Source organism: Pseudomonas sp. GW821-FHT05D12 (assembly GCF_059419825.1).
In genome coordinates, this window is record NZ_JBWKSN010000014.1 from 20,775 (window position 1) to 37,173 (window position 16,399).

General features: G+C 61.2%; 18 protein-coding genes. 15 read left to right on the forward strand and 3 right to left on the reverse strand.

Going from position 1 to position 16,399, the window contains the following annotated elements; translation table 11 throughout:
• Positions 1-13 precede the first annotated feature (13 nt).
• From AC07SI_RS24030 to purT, 5 genes are all read left to right on the forward strand, one after another.
• Positions 14-616, forward strand: a complete 603-nt coding sequence (locus tag AC07SI_RS24030; protein WP_016971944.1) for a CoA pyrophosphatase — start codon at positions 14-16, stop codon at positions 614-616.
• A 35-nt stretch (positions 617-651) separates the two neighbouring features.
• Positions 652-1,176, forward strand: coding sequence for a gamma carbonic anhydrase family protein (locus tag AC07SI_RS24035; RefSeq protein ID WP_065908687.1), 525 nt, complete (start codon positions 652-654; stop codon positions 1,174-1,176).
• On the forward strand, positions 1,173-1,388 hold the full coding sequence (locus tag AC07SI_RS24040) for a DUF1289 domain-containing protein (RefSeq protein ID WP_495006642.1): 216 nt from the start codon (positions 1,173-1,175) through the stop codon (positions 1,386-1,388). Before AC07SI_RS24035 ends, AC07SI_RS24040 begins: the two co-directional genes overlap by 4 nt.
• 251 nt (positions 1,389-1,639) lie before the next feature.
• Positions 1,640-2,107, forward strand: coding sequence for a preQ0 transporter (locus tag AC07SI_RS24045; RefSeq protein ID WP_065908691.1), 468 nt, complete (start codon positions 1,640-1,642; stop codon positions 2,105-2,107).
• Between the two features lie 69 nt (positions 2,108-2,176).
• Positions 2,177-3,358 carry a formate-dependent phosphoribosylglycinamide formyltransferase gene (gene purT, locus AC07SI_RS24050; RefSeq protein ID WP_078050076.1) on the forward strand — a complete coding sequence of 394 codons (1,182 nt, stop codon included), beginning with the start codon at positions 2,177-2,179 and terminating at the stop codon, positions 3,356-3,358.
• A gap of 112 nt (positions 3,359-3,470) precedes the next feature.
• Here the strand turns inward: purT and AC07SI_RS24055 are convergent, their stop codons facing one another.
• From AC07SI_RS24055 to AC07SI_RS24065, 3 genes are all read right to left on the reverse strand, one after another.
• Positions 3,471-4,781 carry an MFS transporter gene (locus AC07SI_RS24055; protein ID WP_495006643.1) on the reverse strand — a complete coding sequence of 437 codons (1,311 nt, stop codon included), beginning with the start codon at positions 4,779-4,781 and terminating at the stop codon, positions 3,471-3,473.
• Positions 4,782-5,148: 367 nt separating this feature from the next.
• Positions 5,149-6,387 carry a transporter associated domain-containing protein gene (locus AC07SI_RS24060; RefSeq protein ID WP_106802704.1) on the reverse strand — a complete coding sequence of 413 codons (1,239 nt, stop codon included), beginning with the start codon at positions 6,385-6,387 and terminating at the stop codon, positions 5,149-5,151.
• Positions 6,388-6,399: 12 nt separating this feature from the next.
• Positions 6,400-7,212 carry a cytochrome C assembly family protein gene (locus AC07SI_RS24065; protein ID WP_065908699.1) on the reverse strand — a complete coding sequence of 271 codons (813 nt, stop codon included), beginning with the start codon at positions 7,210-7,212 and terminating at the stop codon, positions 6,400-6,402.
• Between the two features lie 234 nt (positions 7,213-7,446).
• On the opposite strand from AC07SI_RS24065, the gene ffh reads away from it, so the two are divergent.
• The 10 genes from ffh (at position 7,447) to thrC (ending at position 16,376) form a co-directional block, all read left to right on the forward strand.
• On the forward strand, positions 7,447-8,823 hold the full coding sequence (gene ffh / locus AC07SI_RS24070) for a signal recognition particle protein (protein WP_003193965.1): 1,377 nt from the start codon (positions 7,447-7,449) through the stop codon (positions 8,821-8,823).
• Positions 8,824-9,074: 251 nt separating this feature from the next.
• Positions 9,075-9,326: a 30S ribosomal protein S16 gene (gene rpsP, locus AC07SI_RS24075; RefSeq protein WP_016971935.1), complete on the forward strand. Its 252-nt coding sequence runs from the start codon at positions 9,075-9,077 to the stop codon at positions 9,324-9,326.
• Between the two features lie 5 nt (positions 9,327-9,331).
• On the forward strand, positions 9,332-9,868 hold the full coding sequence (gene rimM, locus AC07SI_RS24080; RefSeq protein ID WP_003175898.1) for a ribosome maturation factor RimM: 537 nt from the start codon (positions 9,332-9,334) through the stop codon (positions 9,866-9,868).
• Entirely contained in the window at positions 9,850-10,623 is a 774-nt protein-coding gene (gene trmD / locus AC07SI_RS24085) for a tRNA (guanosine(37)-N1)-methyltransferase TrmD (RefSeq protein WP_177343966.1), read from the forward strand. Before rimM ends, trmD begins: the two co-directional genes overlap by 19 nt.
• 45 nt (positions 10,624-10,668) lie before the next feature.
• Complete coding sequence (gene rplS / locus AC07SI_RS24090) at positions 10,669-11,019, forward strand: 50S ribosomal protein L19 (protein ID WP_003175895.1); 351 nt, start codon at positions 10,669-10,671, stop codon at positions 11,017-11,019.
• 82 nt (positions 11,020-11,101) lie between these two features.
• Entirely contained in the window at positions 11,102-11,515 is a 414-nt protein-coding gene (locus AC07SI_RS24095; protein WP_003193963.1) for an acyl-CoA thioesterase, read from the forward strand.
• Positions 11,516-11,659: 144 nt separating this feature from the next.
• The gene (gene xerD, locus AC07SI_RS24100; RefSeq protein ID WP_065908700.1) at positions 11,660-12,556 is read left to right on the forward strand and encodes a site-specific tyrosine recombinase XerD; all 897 of its coding nucleotides are present in this window, start codon (positions 11,660-11,662) and stop codon (positions 12,554-12,556) included.
• Positions 12,557-12,697: 141 nt separating this feature from the next.
• Positions 12,698-13,429: a thioredoxin fold domain-containing protein gene (locus AC07SI_RS24105; RefSeq protein ID WP_064053737.1), complete on the forward strand. Its 732-nt coding sequence runs from the start codon at positions 12,698-12,700 to the stop codon at positions 13,427-13,429.
• 129 nt (positions 13,430-13,558) lie between these two features.
• Positions 13,559-14,863, forward strand: coding sequence for a homoserine dehydrogenase (locus AC07SI_RS24110; protein WP_106802705.1), 1,305 nt, complete (start codon positions 13,559-13,561; stop codon positions 14,861-14,863).
• 103 nt (positions 14,864-14,966) lie between these two features.
• Positions 14,967-16,376, forward strand: a complete 1,410-nt coding sequence (thrC, locus tag AC07SI_RS24115) for a threonine synthase (RefSeq protein ID WP_213553350.1) — start codon at positions 14,967-14,969, stop codon at positions 16,374-16,376.
• The last annotated feature ends 23 nt before the right edge of the window (positions 16,377-16,399 follow it).

The window sequence follows — 16,399 nt, forward strand, 5'->3', positions numbered from 1 at the left end:
ACCGAGATGACTCATGCTGGACGAGCTACTTCGCCGGGTAAGCAATCACACACCCCATACGCTGGAGACTGACGGGCGTTTCCCCGAGGCCGCCGTGCTGGTGCCGATTACCCGCAGTGACGAACCTGAGCTGATCCTGACCCTGCGCGCCAGCGGCCTGTCGACCCACGGTGGCGAAGTGGCCTTTCCCGGCGGGCGTCGCGACCCCGAAGACCCGGACCTGATCTTCACCGCCCTGCGTGAAGCCGAAGAAGAAATCGGCCTGCCTCCCGGCCTGGTCGAGGTGATCGGCCCGCTGAGCCCGCTGATTTCCCTGCATGGCATTCGGGTCACGCCCTATGTCGGGGTTATCCCCGATTACGTTGAATACCTGGCCAACGATGCCGAGATTGCTGCCGTTTTCAGCGTGCCGTTGGACTTTTTCCGACAGGACCCGCGCGAACATACCCACAGAATCGATTACCAGGGCCGCAGTTGGTATGTGCCCAGCTATCGGTTCGGCGAATACAAGATCTGGGGGCTGACGGCGATCATGATCGTGGAGCTGATCAATCTGCTCTATGACGACGCCAAGATCAGCCTGCACCAGCCACCCAAGAGCTTCATCAATATCTAAGCCATCGCTTGAATGGCCAGCCGTGAGGACACACCATGAAATACCGCCTGGGCGATGCCCGCGTCGAGACGCACCCACACAGCTGGGTGGCCCCGAATGCCACGCTGGTGGGCAAGGTCAAGCTGGAGGAGGGCGCCAACGTCTGGTTCAACGCGGTATTGCGTGGCGACAACGAACTGATCCTGATCGGCAAGAACAGCAACGTGCAGGACGGCAGCGTGATGCACACCGACATGGGCTACCCGTTGACCCTGGGCACCGGCGTGACCATCGGCCATAACGCCATGCTGCACGGCTGCACCGTCGACGACTACAGCCTGATCGGCATCAATGCGGTGATCCTCAACGGCGCCAAGATCGGCAAGCACTGCATCATCGGCGCCAATTCGCTGATCGGCGAAGGCAAGGAAATTCCCGATGGCTCGCTGGTGATGGGCTCGCCGGGCAAGGTGGTGCGTGAACTCACCGACGCCCAGAAGCGCATGCTCGAAGCCAGCGCCGCGCACTATGTGCATAACGCGCAGCGTTACGCGCGAGACCTGGCCGAGCAGGACGCATGAACCCGACAGAACGCCCCGTCGCCTCGCCGTGCGTGAGCATTTGCGCGCTGGATGACGACGACATCTGCACCGGCTGCCAGCGCACCGTGGATGAAATCACGCGCTGGAGCCGCATGGACAACGTCGAGCGCCGGGTGGTGCTGGGGTTGTGCCATGAGCGGGCGAAGGCGAGTGGGTTGGTGTGGATGCTGCCGGGGAAGTCCGGCGGCTGACGTGTTTGCGGTGGCCTCTGCGCTGTGGACTGTTGCGACGAGCGAGCTTCTTGTGGTGAGCGGGCTTCTTGTGGCGAGCGGGCTTGCCCGCGTTGGGCTGCGCAGCAGCCCCAATAGGCGCGCCGCGTTACATCAGACGAACCGCGGTGCAGGTTTCAGGGCTGCTGCGCACACCAACGCGGGGCAAGCCCGCTCGCCACAGAGGGTGTGGTGCATTACCCTGTGCGCATTATTTACAGGTCCCGCGCCCCATGTTCTTCCTGATCGCCTACATCAGCAGCGTCGTGCTGATCAACTTCGCCTTCTCCACCGCCCCACACCTGGACGTCATCTGGTCGGCCTGGGGTGGCCTGGTGTTTGTCCTGCGTGACATGGTGCAGACCCGCTTCGGCCATGGTGCGATCATCGCCATGCTGGCGGCGCTGGTACTGTCGTATATCACCTCCGATCCTTCCATCGCCCTGGCCAGCGCCACGGCGTTCGCGGTGTCGGAGTGCATCGACTGGCTGGTATTCAGCATCACCAAGCGCCCGCTGCATGACCGCCTGTGGATAAGTTCGGCGCTGAGCATTCCCCTCGATACGTTTATCTTCTTCGGCCTGATCGGCGCGCTCACACCCGCCGTGGCAGGCACCGCGCTGGTGTCGAAGTTCGCCGGAGTCACGGCGGTGTGGTTGATCATGGCCTGGCGTGTGCGCAAGCGGGCCGTCGCCAACTGAGGCCAATTTTTACAGTTCATGTAAAATGCCGGCCTTTCTCCAAATGATCCGCTCCCCTGAGGACCTGAGATGACCCGAATCGGAACTCCATTGTCGCCAACCGCGACCCGCGTTTTGCTGTGTGGCTGCGGTGAGCTGGGCAAGGAAGTGGTAATCGAACTGCAACGCCTGGGCGTTGAAGTGATTGCCGTGGATCGCTACGCCAATGCGCCGGCCATGCAGGTGGCGCATCGCAGCCACGTGATCAACATGCTCGACGGCGCGGCCCTGCGTGCGGTGATCGAAGCGGAAAAACCGCACTTCATCGTGCCGGAAATCGAAGCCATTGCCACCGCCACCCTGGTGGAATTGGAGGCCGAAGGCTTCACCGTGATCCCGACCGCACGGGCTACCTCGCTGACCATGAACCGCGAAGGCATCCGTCGCCTGGCCGCCGAAGAGCTGGACCTGCCGACCTCGCCGTATCACTTCGCCGACACCTTCGAAGACTACAGCAAGGCCGTCCAGGACCTGGGCTTCCCGTGCGTGGTCAAGCCGGTGATGAGTTCGTCGGGCAAGGGCCAGAGCCTGCTGCGCAGCGTCGACGACGTGCAGAAAGCCTGGGACTACGCCCAGGAAGGCGGGCGTGCCGGTAAAGGCCGGGTGATCATCGAGGGCTTTATCGACTTCGACTACGAAATCACTCTGCTGACCGTGCGTCACGTCGGTGGCACCACCTTCTGCGCGCCGGTCGGTCACCGTCAGGAGAAGGGCGACTACCAGGAATCCTGGCAGCCGCAGGCCATGAGCCCGATTGCCCTGGCGGAATCCGAGCGGGTTGCCAAAGCCGTGACCGAGGCGCTGGGTGGCCGTGGTCTGTTTGGCGTGGAATTGTTCATCAAGGGCGACCAGGTGTGGTTCAGCGAAGTTTCGCCGCGCCCGCATGACACTGGCCTGGTGACCCTGATTTCCCAGGACCTGTCGCAGTTCGCCCTGCACGCGCGCGCCATTCTTGGCCTGCCGATTCCATTGATCCGTCAGTTCGGCCCTTCGGCGTCGGCAGTGATCCTGGTGGAAGGGCAATCGACCCAGACGGCATTTGCCAACCTGGGCGCAGCCTTGAGCGAGCCGGACACGGCGTTGCGTCTGTTTGGCAAGCCGGAAGTGAATGGCCAGCGCCGCATGGGCGTGGCGTTGGCGCGGGATGAGTCGATTGAGGCGGCCCGGGCTAAAGCTACCCGTGCTTCGAAGGCTGTTGTTGTAGAGCTGTAATCCCACGTTGAGCGGTCCCGCGCTTCGCGTGGGAACGCCGCGTCCGCTCTTAAGGGCGTGACGCAGGGCGTCAGCGGATACATTCCCACGCAGAGCGTGGGAATGATCGTCATCAGGCGACCTTGTTCAAATCATTGTTACGCGTTTCTTTCAGGCACAGCACAGCAATCAGGCTGAGCAACGCTGCCGCCGACACATACCCACCGACATAACTCAGCCCACCCATCGCCACCAGCTTGGTCGCGAAGAACGGTGCGGCCGACGCTCCGACAATCCCACCCAGGTTGTACGCCGCCGAAGCACCGGTATAACGCACGCGCGTCGGGAACAATTCCGGCAGCATCGCGCCCATCGGGGCGAAGGTCACACCCATCAGGAACAGCTCCAACGCCAGGAACAGCGCAACCGCCCAGGTCGAGCCGTGGGTCAGCAGCGGCTCCATGGTAAAGCCCGACAGAATCGCCAGGATCGCGCCGACGATCAGCACCGGCTTGCGCCCGTAGCGGTCACTGGCCAAGGCTGCCAACGGTGTGGCCAGGCCCATGAACAGCACGGCAAAACACAGCAGGCCCAGGAACGTCTCGCGGCTGTAGCCCAGGGTCGACACACCGTAGCTGAGGGAAAACGCCGTGGTGATGTAGAACAGCGCATAGCACACCACCATCGAGGCGGCGCCCAGCAGGACCGGCAGCCAGTGCTGGCTGAACAGTTCCACCAGCGGCACTTTCACCGGCGCTTGCTTGGCGACGGCATTGGCGAATACCGGGGTTTCATGCAGCTTCAGGCGCGCGTACAGGCCAACCATCACCAGCGCGGCGCTGAGGATGAACGGGATCCGCCAGCCCCAGCTGCGGAACTGCTCGTCGCTGAGGTTCATGGCCAGGATCAGGAACAAACCGTTGGCCGCGAGAAAGCCAATCGACGGGCCCAGTTGCGGAAACATGCCGAACCAGGCGCGCTTGCCTTTCGGTGCGTTTTCAGTCGCCAGCAACGCCGCACCGCCCCATTCTCCGCCGAGCCCCAGGCCCTGGCCGAAACGCAGCACACACAACAGGATCGGTGCCCAGGCGCCGATGCTGTCATAGCCGGGCAGCAAGCCGATCAACGTGGTGCACACGCCCATGAGCAGGAGCGAGGCAACCAGCGTGGATTTGCGCCCGATACGGTCGCCAAAGTGTCCGAACAGCGCCGAGCCCAGCGGGCGGGCGATGAAGGCAATGCCGAAGGTCAGGAACGACGCCAGCATCTGCGCAGTGCCAGAGCTCTGCGGAAAGAACACCGGGCCGATCACCAGCGCGGCGGCGGTAGCGTAAATATAGAAATCGTAGAACTCGATGGCCGTGCCGACGATGCTCGCGGTGGCGACGCGGGCGGTCGAGTTGGTCGGGGCGGCGGTTGCGGCCTCGTTATAGGCGGTGCTCATTGAAGTATCCCTGATGGTCATTGCGCGTTTGGACGCGGATTATTATTGGTCGAACACCCATGGATCAGGGCAGTGCGCGGGGCGGCTCGGGATGGGAGCGAACACCGGTCAGACACGATAGAGCGGTGCCTGGACGCGCTGTGTGCGGGTAGCACGCGGTCGGGCAGGGCTTGGGTAAGCCGCACCGATTATAGGAAGGGGTTTGCGGATCCAACAAGAGGCTCAGTCACGATCTATCAAACGCTGCAAATCAACTGTGGGAGCGGGCTTGCTCGCGAAAGCGGTGGGTCAGTTAAAGATGGGCTGACTGATCCACCGCTTTCGCGAGCAAGCCCGCTCCCACATTGGAATGCACAGTGCCGAAAAGCTAGGCGGCGACGGGCACGCGGCTGGTGTGCCAGATCAGCACTTTGCTCACACGGTTGTCCTCGGTCTCGAGGATTTCCAGGCGGTAGCGCCCGATTTTCAGGCACACCGCGCAATCCGGGATGGTCTCCAGCGCTTCGGTCACCAGGCCGTTGAGGGTCTTGGGGCCATCGCTGGGCAGGTGCCAACCCAGGCTCTTGTTCAGCTCGCGGATCGAGGCGGCGCCGTCGATGATGTAGCGGCCATCGGGCTGCGCTTCGATATGCGGGTTGTCTGCGGCCTGATCGCTTTCGAATTCGCCGACAATTTCTTCGAGGATATCTTCCAGGGTGACGATCCCCAGTACTTCGCCGTATTCATCCACAACCATGCCCAGGCGTCGCTGCTGTTTGTGGAAGTTCAGCAGTTGCAGCTGCAGCGGCGTGCTTTCAGGGACGAAGTAGGGCTCGTGGCAGGCGGCGAGCAGGGCTTCCTTGGTCAGGCTGGCGTCGGGCAGCAGGTGCTGGATCTGCCGGGTATTGAGCACCGCTTCGACCTGGTTGATATCACTGTGGAACACCGGCAGGCGGGTGCGCTGCGAAGTGCGCAGTTGTTCGATGATGGCTTCGATCGAGTCATCCAGGTTGATGCCGTCCACTTCGCTGCGCGGCACCAGGATGTCATTGACGGTAATGTTGTCCAGGGCGTGGATGCCTGGCATGCCGGGGGTGCGGCTTTCGTCGGCGTCCGGTTCCGGCTCGTCGTCGTGGTCGGGCAGCGGTTCGTCGCTTTTTTTCACCACGCCGGTCTTGCGCGCGAACGGGCGCAGCAGCAACAGGCTGATGCCATTGAGCAGCCAGGCCAGCGGATAGAGGATTTTCAACGGTATGCCCAGCAGCGTGTTGCCAAAACCCAGCACCGCTTGCGGATGGCGGGTGGCGAGCGCGCGCGGCAGGTAGTCGGCGAGGATCAGCAACAGCGCGCAGGAGATCAGCCAGCCGAGCCACGGGCCGTTCTGTGCCCAGGCATAAATTGCCAGCAGGGTGCACAGAATCACCACCGCGGCGCGGCACAGGCTGTTGCACAGGATCAGGCTATGACGGGGGAAACTCAGGCGGGCGGCGGCCTTGTCACCCTGGCGTGTGCCGGGGCGCAGGGCCAGCAGGTGCTGTTGCGCGGCTTCGATGGCGGTAAACAGCGCCGCCCATAACACCAGCAGGGCGATTACCGCGAACATCGGCTCCAGGGGCAAGTTGTCCATGATTGCAGCCCGTCAGATATGCAGGATGTATTCGCGGACCAGCTTGCTGCCGAAATAGGCCAGCATCAGCAGGCAGAAACCGGCCAGGGTCCAGCGAATCGCTTTGTGCCCACGCCAGCCGAGGCGGTTGCGGCCCCACAGCAACACGCTGAACACCACCCAGGCCAGGCACGCCAGCAGGGTCTTGTGCACCAGGTGCTGGGCGAACAGGTTTTCGACGAACAGCCAGCCGGAAATCAGCGACAGCGACAGCAGCGTCCAGCCAGCCCAGAGAAAGCCGAACAACAGGCTTTCCATGGTCTGCAGCGGCGGGAAGTTCTTGATCAGCCCGGACGGGTGCTTGTGCTTGAGCTGGTGGTCCTGCAGCAGCAGGAGCAGGGCCTGGAACACCGCAATGGTGAACATGCCGTAGGCGAGGATCGACAGCAGGATATGCGCGAGGATGCCCGGTTCTTCATCGATCACCTGCACGGTGCCGGTGGGGGCGAATTGCGCCAGCAGTACAGTCAGCACGCCCAGCGGGAATAACAGCACCAGCAGGTTTTCGACGGGGATCCGATAGCAGGCCATCAAGGTCAGCGCGATCACCGCAGCAGCGATCAGGCTGGCGGCACTGAAAAAATCCAGGCCCAGGCCGACCGGCGTCATCAGGTGGGTGAACAGGCTCGCGGCATGGGCCAGCAGGGCGAGGACGCCCAGGCCGACCAGCAGGCGTTTGTCGGCCTTGGTGCCTTGGGCGAGGCGAGTGCCCTGATAGAGGGTCGCAGCGGCATACAAGAGGGCGGCGGCGAGGCTGGGTAGCAAACTGGGTGACAAGGGGACCATAAATCCTGATAGACAAGCCCGAAAGGCGCTGAGTTTGGCATACACCTGCGTTCCACGAAAGACTCCCGGGCCAGACAGCGGGTGTGCATGGACGCAGTCTTCGCTATAATCCGCGACCTGCCCACGCCGCAGGCTCGCCGAGCGCTATTTTTAATAGCGATTTACCACAGCCTGGGCTGCCATTACCTCGGTCTACCAATGCATTTCGATGAATAGGGCCTGAAAGGATCGCGCATGTTTGAAAACCTGACTGACCGTCTCTCGCAGACGCTGCGCCACGTTACCGGCAAGGCCAAGCTGACCGAGGACAATATTAAAGACACCCTGCGTGAAGTGCGCATGGCGTTGCTGGAAGCCGACGTGGCCTTGCCGGTGGTGAAGGACTTCGTCAACTCGGTCAAGGAACGTGCAGTCGGCACCGAAGTGTCCCGCAGCCTGACGCCGGGCCAGGCCTTCGTGAAGATTGTCCAGGCCGAACTCGAAAGCCTGATGGGCGCGGCCAACGAAGACCTGAACCTCAGCGCCGTGCCGCCGGCCGTCGTATTGATGGCCGGTCTGCAGGGTGCGGGTAAAACCACCACCGCCGGCAAGCTGGCGCGCTTCCTTAAAGAGCGCAAGAAGAAGTCGGTGATGGTGGTATCGGCCGACGTGTACCGTCCGGCGGCCATCAAGCAGCTGGAAATGCTCGCAGGCGAAGTGGGCGTGACCTTCTTCCCGTCCGACCTGAGCCAGAAGCCGGTCGACATTGCCAACGCGGCAATTAAAGAAGCCAAGCTGAAGTTCATCGACGTGGTCATCGTCGATACCGCCGGTCGCCTGCACATCGATGAAGAGATGATGGGCGAGATCAAGGCGCTGCATGCCGCGATCAACCCGGTCGAGACGCTGTTCGTGGTCGACGCCATGACCGGCCAGGACGCGGCCAACACCGCCAAGGCCTTTGGCGACGCACTGCCGCTGACCGGCGTGATCCTGACCAAGGTCGACGGCGACGCGCGTGGCGGTGCCGCGCTGTCGGTGCGTGCCATCACCGGCAAGCCGATCAAGTTCATCGGTATGGGCGAGAAGAGCGAAGCGCTCGAGCCGTTCCACCCTGAGCGTATCGCCTCGCGCATCCTCGGCATGGGTGACGTGCTCAGCCTGATCGAACAGGCCGAAGCCACGCTCGACAAGGACAAGGCCGACAAACTGGCCAAAAAGCTGAAGAAGGGCAAGGGCTTCGACCTCGAAGACTTCCGCGACCAGCTGCAACAAATGAAGAACATGGGCGGCCTCGGCGGCCTGATGGACAAACTGCCGAACATCGGCGGCGTGAACCTGGCGCAAATGGGCAATGCCCAGGGTGCGGCAGAAAAGCAGTTCAAGCAGATGGAAGCCATCATCAACTCCATGACCCCGGCCGAGCGCCGCGACCCTGAGCTGATCAGCGGTTCGCGCAAGCGTCGGATCGCCATGGGCTCCGGCACCCAGGTGCAGGACATCGGTCGCTTGATCAAGCAGCACAAGCAGATGCAGAAGATGATGAAGAAATTCTCCGCGAAAGGCGGAATGGCCAAGATGATGCGCGGCATGGGCGGTATGTTGCCCGGCGGCGGCATGCCAAAGATGTAAAGAATTCGCGCGGGAGCCCAGCTCCTGCTCCGACCCACAGGGATGTGGGATCTCCAGCAAACCCGCCATTGGCGGATGCTGACTCGCCGTTTTAACCGACGGCTCTATAGCAGATCTGAGTGGCACGCTGATAGGCGCCAGAAAAAGACATTTGCAAAAGTCCGGATATTCCTTAGAATATGCGGCCTTTCGGGCACCTATGCCCGCTGTGCATTTAGATTTGCAGCACCGACTACAGGAACGATGTTCACATGCTAACAATCCGTCTTGCCCTTGGCGGCTCCAAAAAGCGCCCGTTTTACCACTTGACCGTAACTGACAGCCGCAACCCACGTGACGGCTCTCACAAGGAACAAGTTGGCTTCTACAACCCGATCGCTCGTGGTCAAGAAGTCCGCCTGTCCGTGAACCAAGAGCGCGTAGCCTACTGGCTGAGCGTTGGTGCACAGCCTTCTGAGCGTGTTGCCAAGTTGTTGAAGGACTCGGCTAAGGCCGCAGCCTGAGCAATATGAACGCGACGCCAGCTGTTGCTGATGATTTGATCGTTATCGGCAAGATTTATTCGGTTCATGGCGTTCGCGGCGAAGTGAAGGTGTATTCCTTTACTGATCCGACTGAAAACCTGCTTCAGTACAAAACCTGGACGCTCAAGCGCGAAGGGAGTGTGAAACAGGTCGAGCTGGTCAGTGGACGCGGGAGCGACAAGTTCCTGGTCGCAAAGCTCAAGGGTCTTGATGATCGTGAAGAAGCTCGTCTTCTGGCTGGTTATGAGATCTGCGTGCCGCGCAACCTGTTCCCTGAATTGACCGACGGCGAGTACTACTGGTACCAGCTGGAAGGTCTGAAGGTCATCGATCAACTGGGGCAATTGCTCGGGAAAATCGATCATCTTCTGGAAACCGGCGCCAATGATGTAATGGTGGTCAAGCCTTGCGCTGGCAGCCTGGATGATCGCGAACGCCTGTTGCCGTATACCGAGCAATGCGTGTTGGCCGTCGACCTGGCAGCGGGCGAGATGAAGGTGGAATGGGACGCGGACTTCTAAGCGTGGCTAATTTGCGCATTGAAGTGATCAGTTTGTTTCCCGAGATGTTTTCCGCCATCAGCGAGTACGGCATCACCAGTCGGGCGGTGAAACAGGGGCTGTTGCAGCTTACCTGTTGGAACCCGCGAGACTACACGACGGATCGACATCACACTGTGGACGATCGCCCATTTGGCGGTGGCCCGGGCATGGTGATGAAGATCAAGCCCCTGGAAGACGCGTTGGTTGAGGCCAAGGCAGCTGCCGGGGAGAAGGCGAAGGTAATTTACCTGTCCCCTCAAGGCCGCCAGCTGAAACAGGCTGCGGTACGCGAACTGGCGAATGAGGAAGCACTGATCCTGATTGCCGGTCGCTATGAAGGCATTGACGAGCGGTTTATTGAAGCTCATGTCGATGAAGAGTGGTCGATTGGGGACTATGTCCTGTCTGGCGGCGAGCTGCCGGCGATGGTCCTGATAGATGCGGTTACACGACTGCTGCCTGGAGCTTTAGGGCATGCGGACTCCGCGGAGGAAGATTCCTTCACGGATGGTTTGCTGGATTGCCCGCACTACACCCGACCGGAGGTGTATGCGGATCAGCGTGTTCCCGACGTATTGCTAAGTGGCAATCACGCACACATCCGGCGTTGGCGTTTACAGCAGTCCCTTGGTCGGACCTATGAACGACGCGCCGATCTTCTGGAAAGCCGCTCGCTTTCTGGAGAAGAGAAGAAGCTGCTCGAGGAATACATCCTCGCGCGGGACGATAGTTAACAACGTATCGATGGTAGGTCCATTGACTTACCTTAGGAGCACAGCATGACTAACAAAATCATCCTTGCACTCGAAGCAGAGCAGATGACCAAAGAGATCCCTACCTTTGCCCCGGGCGACACCATTGTCGTTCAGGTGAAAGTGAAGGAAGGCGACCGTTCGCGTCTGCAAGCGTTCGAAGGCGTGGTAATCGCCAAGCGTAACCGTGGTGTGAACAGTGCTTTCACTGTTCGTAAAATCTCCAACGGTGTTGGCGTAGAGCGTACTTTCCAGACCTACAGCCCGCAAATCGACAGCATGGCCGTCAAGCGTCGCGGTGACGTACGTAAAGCCAAGCTGTACTACCTGCGTGACCTGTCCGGTAAAGCAGCTCGCATCAAGGAAAAACTGGCTTAAGTCCAGCTTCTCGATGCAGAAAAAAGCAGCCTACGGGCTGCTTTTTTGTGCCTGAAATTTGTCCCTCTGCCGGTACTTTTCCATGACCACTCGCCTTGAAGAAATCCAGCGCCGCACCGACCTGTCCGTCACCCACGTGACCAAGGCCGTGTTCCCGCCGACCACCAACCACCACAACACGCTGTTCGGCGGCACCGCCCTGGCCTGGATGGATGAAGTGTCGTTCATCACCGCAACGCGCTTCTGCCGCCTGCCGCTGGTCACGGTTTCCACTGACCGCATCGACTTCAATCACGCCATCCCGGCCGGCTCCATCGTTGAGCTGATCGGCCGCGTGATCAAAGTCGGCAACACCAGCCTCAAGGTTGAAGTCGAAGTGTTCGTCGAGAGCATGAGTGCCGATGGCCGTGAGAAGGCGATCCAGGGCGTGTTCAGCTTTGTGGCGATTGACGCCGACAAGCGCCCGGTGCCGGTACTTCCAGGTTTCGTGGACTGAAATATTCCCCGTAGGAGCCGGCTTGCCGGCACTGGCGGCCTCAAGGACTGCGGTGCCGTTGCGGGCCTCATCGCCGGCAAGCCGGCTCCTACAGAGCGCGCAGCTAGGGTAGCATCTACCTACTTTTTCAGCGTCCGAGCCCTCATGCCCGCCATTGACCACCCCCTGATCGACCGCTTCCTCGACGCCCTGTGGCTGGAAAAAGGCCTGTCCGACAACACGCGCCAGGCTTATCGCAGCGATCTCGCGCTGTTCAATGGCTGGCTGCAGGACAAAAACCTCGAACTGATCAACGCCGGCCGCGAGCTGATCCTCGATCACCTGGCCTGGCGCCTTGAGCAGAACTACAAGCCGCGCTCCACCGCGCGATTTCTTTCCGGCGTGCGTGGCTTTTATCGTTATTTGCTGCGGGAAAAACTGATTGCCGTCGACCCGACGCTGCAGATCGATATGCCACAGCTCGGCAGGCCATTGCCCAAGTCCCTGTCGGAAGCGGACGTGGATGCCTTGCTCGCCGCCCCCGACTTGAGCGAAGCCATCGGCCAGCGCGACCGCGCCATGCTGGAGGTGCTGTACGCCTGCGGCCTGCGGGTGACCGAGTTGATCAGCCTGACCCTGGAGCAGGTCAACCTGCGCCAGGGCGTGCTGCGCGTGATGGGCAAGGGCAGCAAGGAGCGGCTGGTGCCGATGGGCGAAGAGGCGATCGTGTGGGTCGAGCGCTACATGCGCGATGGGCGCAGTGAATTGCTTGGCGGGCGCCCCAGCGATGTGCTGTTTCCCAGCCAGCGGGGCGAGCAGATGACCCGCCAGACCTTCTGGCACCGCATCAAGCACCAGGCCAAGGTGGCCGGGATCGGCAAGGCGCTTTCGCCGCACACCCTGCGCCATGCGTTCGCCACGCATTTGCTCAATCACGGCGCGGATTTGCGCGTGGTGCAAATGTTGCTCGGGCACAGTGACCTGTCCACCACCCAGATCTACACCCACGTGGCGCGTGCACGCTTGCAGGATATGCACGCCAAGCACCATCCGCGCGGTTGAAAACCGCCAATTTATCCTGCCACGGGCTGCCCTGCGGCCCAACTGTGGTAGGCTTTGCCGGTTAGCAAAGGGGACGGCCACAGCCCGAGTTTCCATATCGGTGTTCTGCTCCCGTCCCTGCATCTGCCTTCAGGAGTTCCCATGCGCTTGACCCAGATTATTGCCGCCGCAGCCATTGCGTTGGTTTCCACTTTTGTTGTCGCCGATGACGCTGCCGAGCAAACGATTCGCAAGAGCCTGGCCAACCTGCAGCTCGACACCCCGATCGAAAGCATCAGCGCCAGCCCGATGGCCGGCCTGTACGAAGTCAAGCTCAAGGGCAGCCGTGTGCTGTACGCCAGCGCCGACGGCCAGTACATCGTCCAGGGCTACCTGTTCCAGTTGAAGGACGGCAAGCCGGTCAACCTGACCGAGAAGGCCGAGCGCCTGGGCGTGTCCAAGCTGATCAACGGCATTCCGGTGGCTGAAACCGTGGTTTACCCGGCCATCGGCGAGACCAAGACCCATATCACCGTGTTCACCGACACCACATGCCCTTACTGCCACAAGCTGCACGCCGAAGTGCCGGCGCTGAACAAACTCGGTGTGGAAGTGCGCTATGTAGCGTTCCCGCGCCAGGGCCTCGGCTCGCCGGGTGACGAGCAGCTGCAAGCCGTGTGGTGCTCGGCCGACAAGAAAGCGGCCATGGACAAGATGGTCGATGGCAAGGAAATCAAGGCGGCCAAATGCGCCAACCCGGTTTCCAAGCAGTTCGCTCTTGGCCAGTCCATTGGCGTGAACGGTACACCGGCCATCGTTTTGGCAGACGGCCAGGTAATTCCGGGCTACCAGCCGGCGCCACAAGTTGCCAAACTGGCGCTGAGTGCCAAATAAACCTGCATCGTCGAACCTTTGACGAGCAAGGCCCTTCGACCAGTCGACGGGTCGTTAATTGAAAGCCGCAGTTGTGCGGCTGTTTTCCACGGCCGACCTAGCGTCGGCCGTTTCATGGGGAGTTCTTCAGTGAAACCGGTCAAAGTAGGCATCTGTGGGTTAGGGACCGTCGGTGGCGGCACCTTTAACGTACTTCAGCGTAACGCTGAGGAAATTTCCCGCCGTGCAGGTCGCGGGATTGAAGTGGCGCAAATTGCCACGCGTTCGCCAAAGCCTCAGTTCCAAACGACCGGTATTGCGATTACCAACGATGTCTTCGCCGTGGCCACCAACCCTGAAATCGATATCGTCATCGAGCTGGTAGGCGGCTACACCGTGGCCCGCGAGCTGGTGCTCAAGGCCATCGAGAACGGCAAGCATGTGGTCACCGCCAACAAGGCGCTGATCGCCGTGCACGGCAACGAGATCTTCGCCAAGGCGCGCGAGAAGGGCGTGATCGTGGCGTTCGAAGCCGCCGTGGCCGGTGGTATCCCGGTGATCAAGGCGATCCGTGAAGGCCTGTCCGCCAACCGCATCAACTGGGTGGCCGGCATCATCAACGGCACTGGCAACTTCATCCTGACCGAGATGCGCGAGAAGGGCCGTACCTTCGAAGACGTGCTGGCCGAGGCCCAGGCCCTGGGTTATGCCGAAGCCGACCCGACCTTTGACGTGGAAGGTATCGACGCGGCGCACAAGCTGACCATCCTGGCGTCCATCGCCTTTGGTATCCCGCTGCAGTTCGACAAGGCCTACACCGAAGGCATCACCCAGCTGACGACTGCCGACGTGAACTACGCCGAAGCCCTGGGCTATCGCATCAAGCACCTGGGCGTGGCGCGCAGCACTCCGGCCGGTATCGAGCTGCGTGTGCACCCGACGCTGATCCCGGCTGACCGCCTGATCGCCAACGTCAATGGCGTGATGAACGCCGTGATGGTCAACGGCGACGCCGCCGGTTCGACGCTGTTCTACGGTGCCGGTGCCGGCATGGAGCCAACCGCTTCGTCGGTGATCGCCGACCTGGTGGACGTGGTTCGCGCCATGACCAGCGACCCGGAAAACCGCGTGCCGCACCTGGCCTTCCAGCCGGATTCGCTGTCGGCCCATCCGATCCTACCGATCGAGGCGTGCGAAAGCGCCTACTACCTGCGGATCCAGGCCAAGGATCATCCGGGTGTGTTGGCCCAGGTGGCCAGCATCCTGTCGGAGCGCGGTATCAATATCGAGTCGATCATGCAGAAGGAAGTCGAGGAACAGGATGGCCTGGTGCCGATGATCCTGCTGACCCACCGCGTGCTCGAGCAGCACATCAACGATGCCATCCGGGCTCTCGAAGCTCTTCAGGGCGTGGTTGGGCCGGTCGTTCGTATTCGCGTCGAACATCTAAATTAATTCAGCTTCAAGCGCCAAGCTGCAAGCTGCAAGTAAAAGCAGATCTGCTGTTACTTGCAGCTTGTCACTTGAAGCTTGCAGCCCAAACTGAAGGTTTGCCCCTATGCGTTACATCAGCACCCGCGGCCAGGCACCGGCCCTGAATTTCGAAGACGTCCTGCTGGCAGGCCTTGCCACCGACGGCGGCCTGTATGTGCCGGAAAACCTGCCACGCTTCACCCAGGAAGAAATCGCTTCGTGGGCCGGCCTGCCGTACCACGAGCTGGCGTTCCGGGTGATGCGCCCGTTCGTCACCGGCAGCATTCCGGATGCCGACTTCAAGAAGATCCTGGAAGAGACCTACGGCGTGTTTTCCCACAGCGCCATCGCGCCGTTGCGTCAACTGAACGGCAACGAGTGGGTGCTGGAGCTGTTCCACGGCCCGACCCTGGCGTTCAAGGACTTCGCCCTGCAACTGCTCGGTCGCCTGCTGGACTACGTGCTGGAGAAGCGTGGCGAGCGCGTGGTGATCATCGGCGCCACCTCCGGTGATACCGGCTCGGCCGCCATCGAAGGTTGCAAGCACTGCGAAAACGTCGACATCTTCATCCTGCACCCGCACAAGCGTGTGTCGGAAGTACAGCGCCGGCAGATGACCACCATCTTCGGTGAGAACATCCACAACATCGCCATCGAAGGCAACTTCGATGACTGCCAGGAAATGGTCAAGAACAGCTTCGCCGACCAGAGCTTTCTCAAGGGCACGCGCCTGGTGGCGGTGAACTCGATCAACTGGGCGCGGATCATGGCCCAGATCGTCTACTACTTCCACGCTGCCCTGCAGCTGGGCGGCCCAGCGCGCTCGGTGTCGTTCTCGGTGCCGACCGGCAACTTCGGCGATATCTTCGCCGGCTACCTGGCCCGCAACATGGGCCTGCCGATCAACCAGTTGATCGTCGCCACCAACCGCAACGACATCCTGCACCGCTTCATGAGCGGCAACCAGTACGTCAAGGAAACCCTGCACGCGACCCTGTCGCCGTCAATGGACATCATGGTTTCGTCGAACTTCGAACGCTTGCTGTTCGATATGCACGGTCGCAATGGCGCGGCCCTGGCCGAGTTGATGAACAGCTTCAAGCAAGGTGGCGGTTTCAGCGTCGAGCAAGAGCGCTGGACCGAAACCCGCAAGCTGTTCGACTCCCTGGCCGTGGATGATGAACAAACCTGCGAGACCATCGCCGAAGTCTACGCCCAGACCGGCGAGGTGCTTGACCCGCACACCGCCATCGGCGTGAAGGCCGCCCGCGAATGCCGTCGCAGCCTGGACATCCCGATGGTGATCCTCGGCACTGCGCACCCGGTCAAATTCCCCGAAGCGGTGGAAAAGGCGGGTGTCGGCAAGGCGCTGGAGCTGCCGGAGCACTTGGCTAACCTGTTCGAACGTGAAGAGCGTTGCACCGTATTGGCCAATGACCTGAAGGCTGTGCAGGCGTTTGTCAGCCAGCATGGCAATCGCGGCAAGCCTTTGTAAGGCGAACTGCGCAGACAAAAACG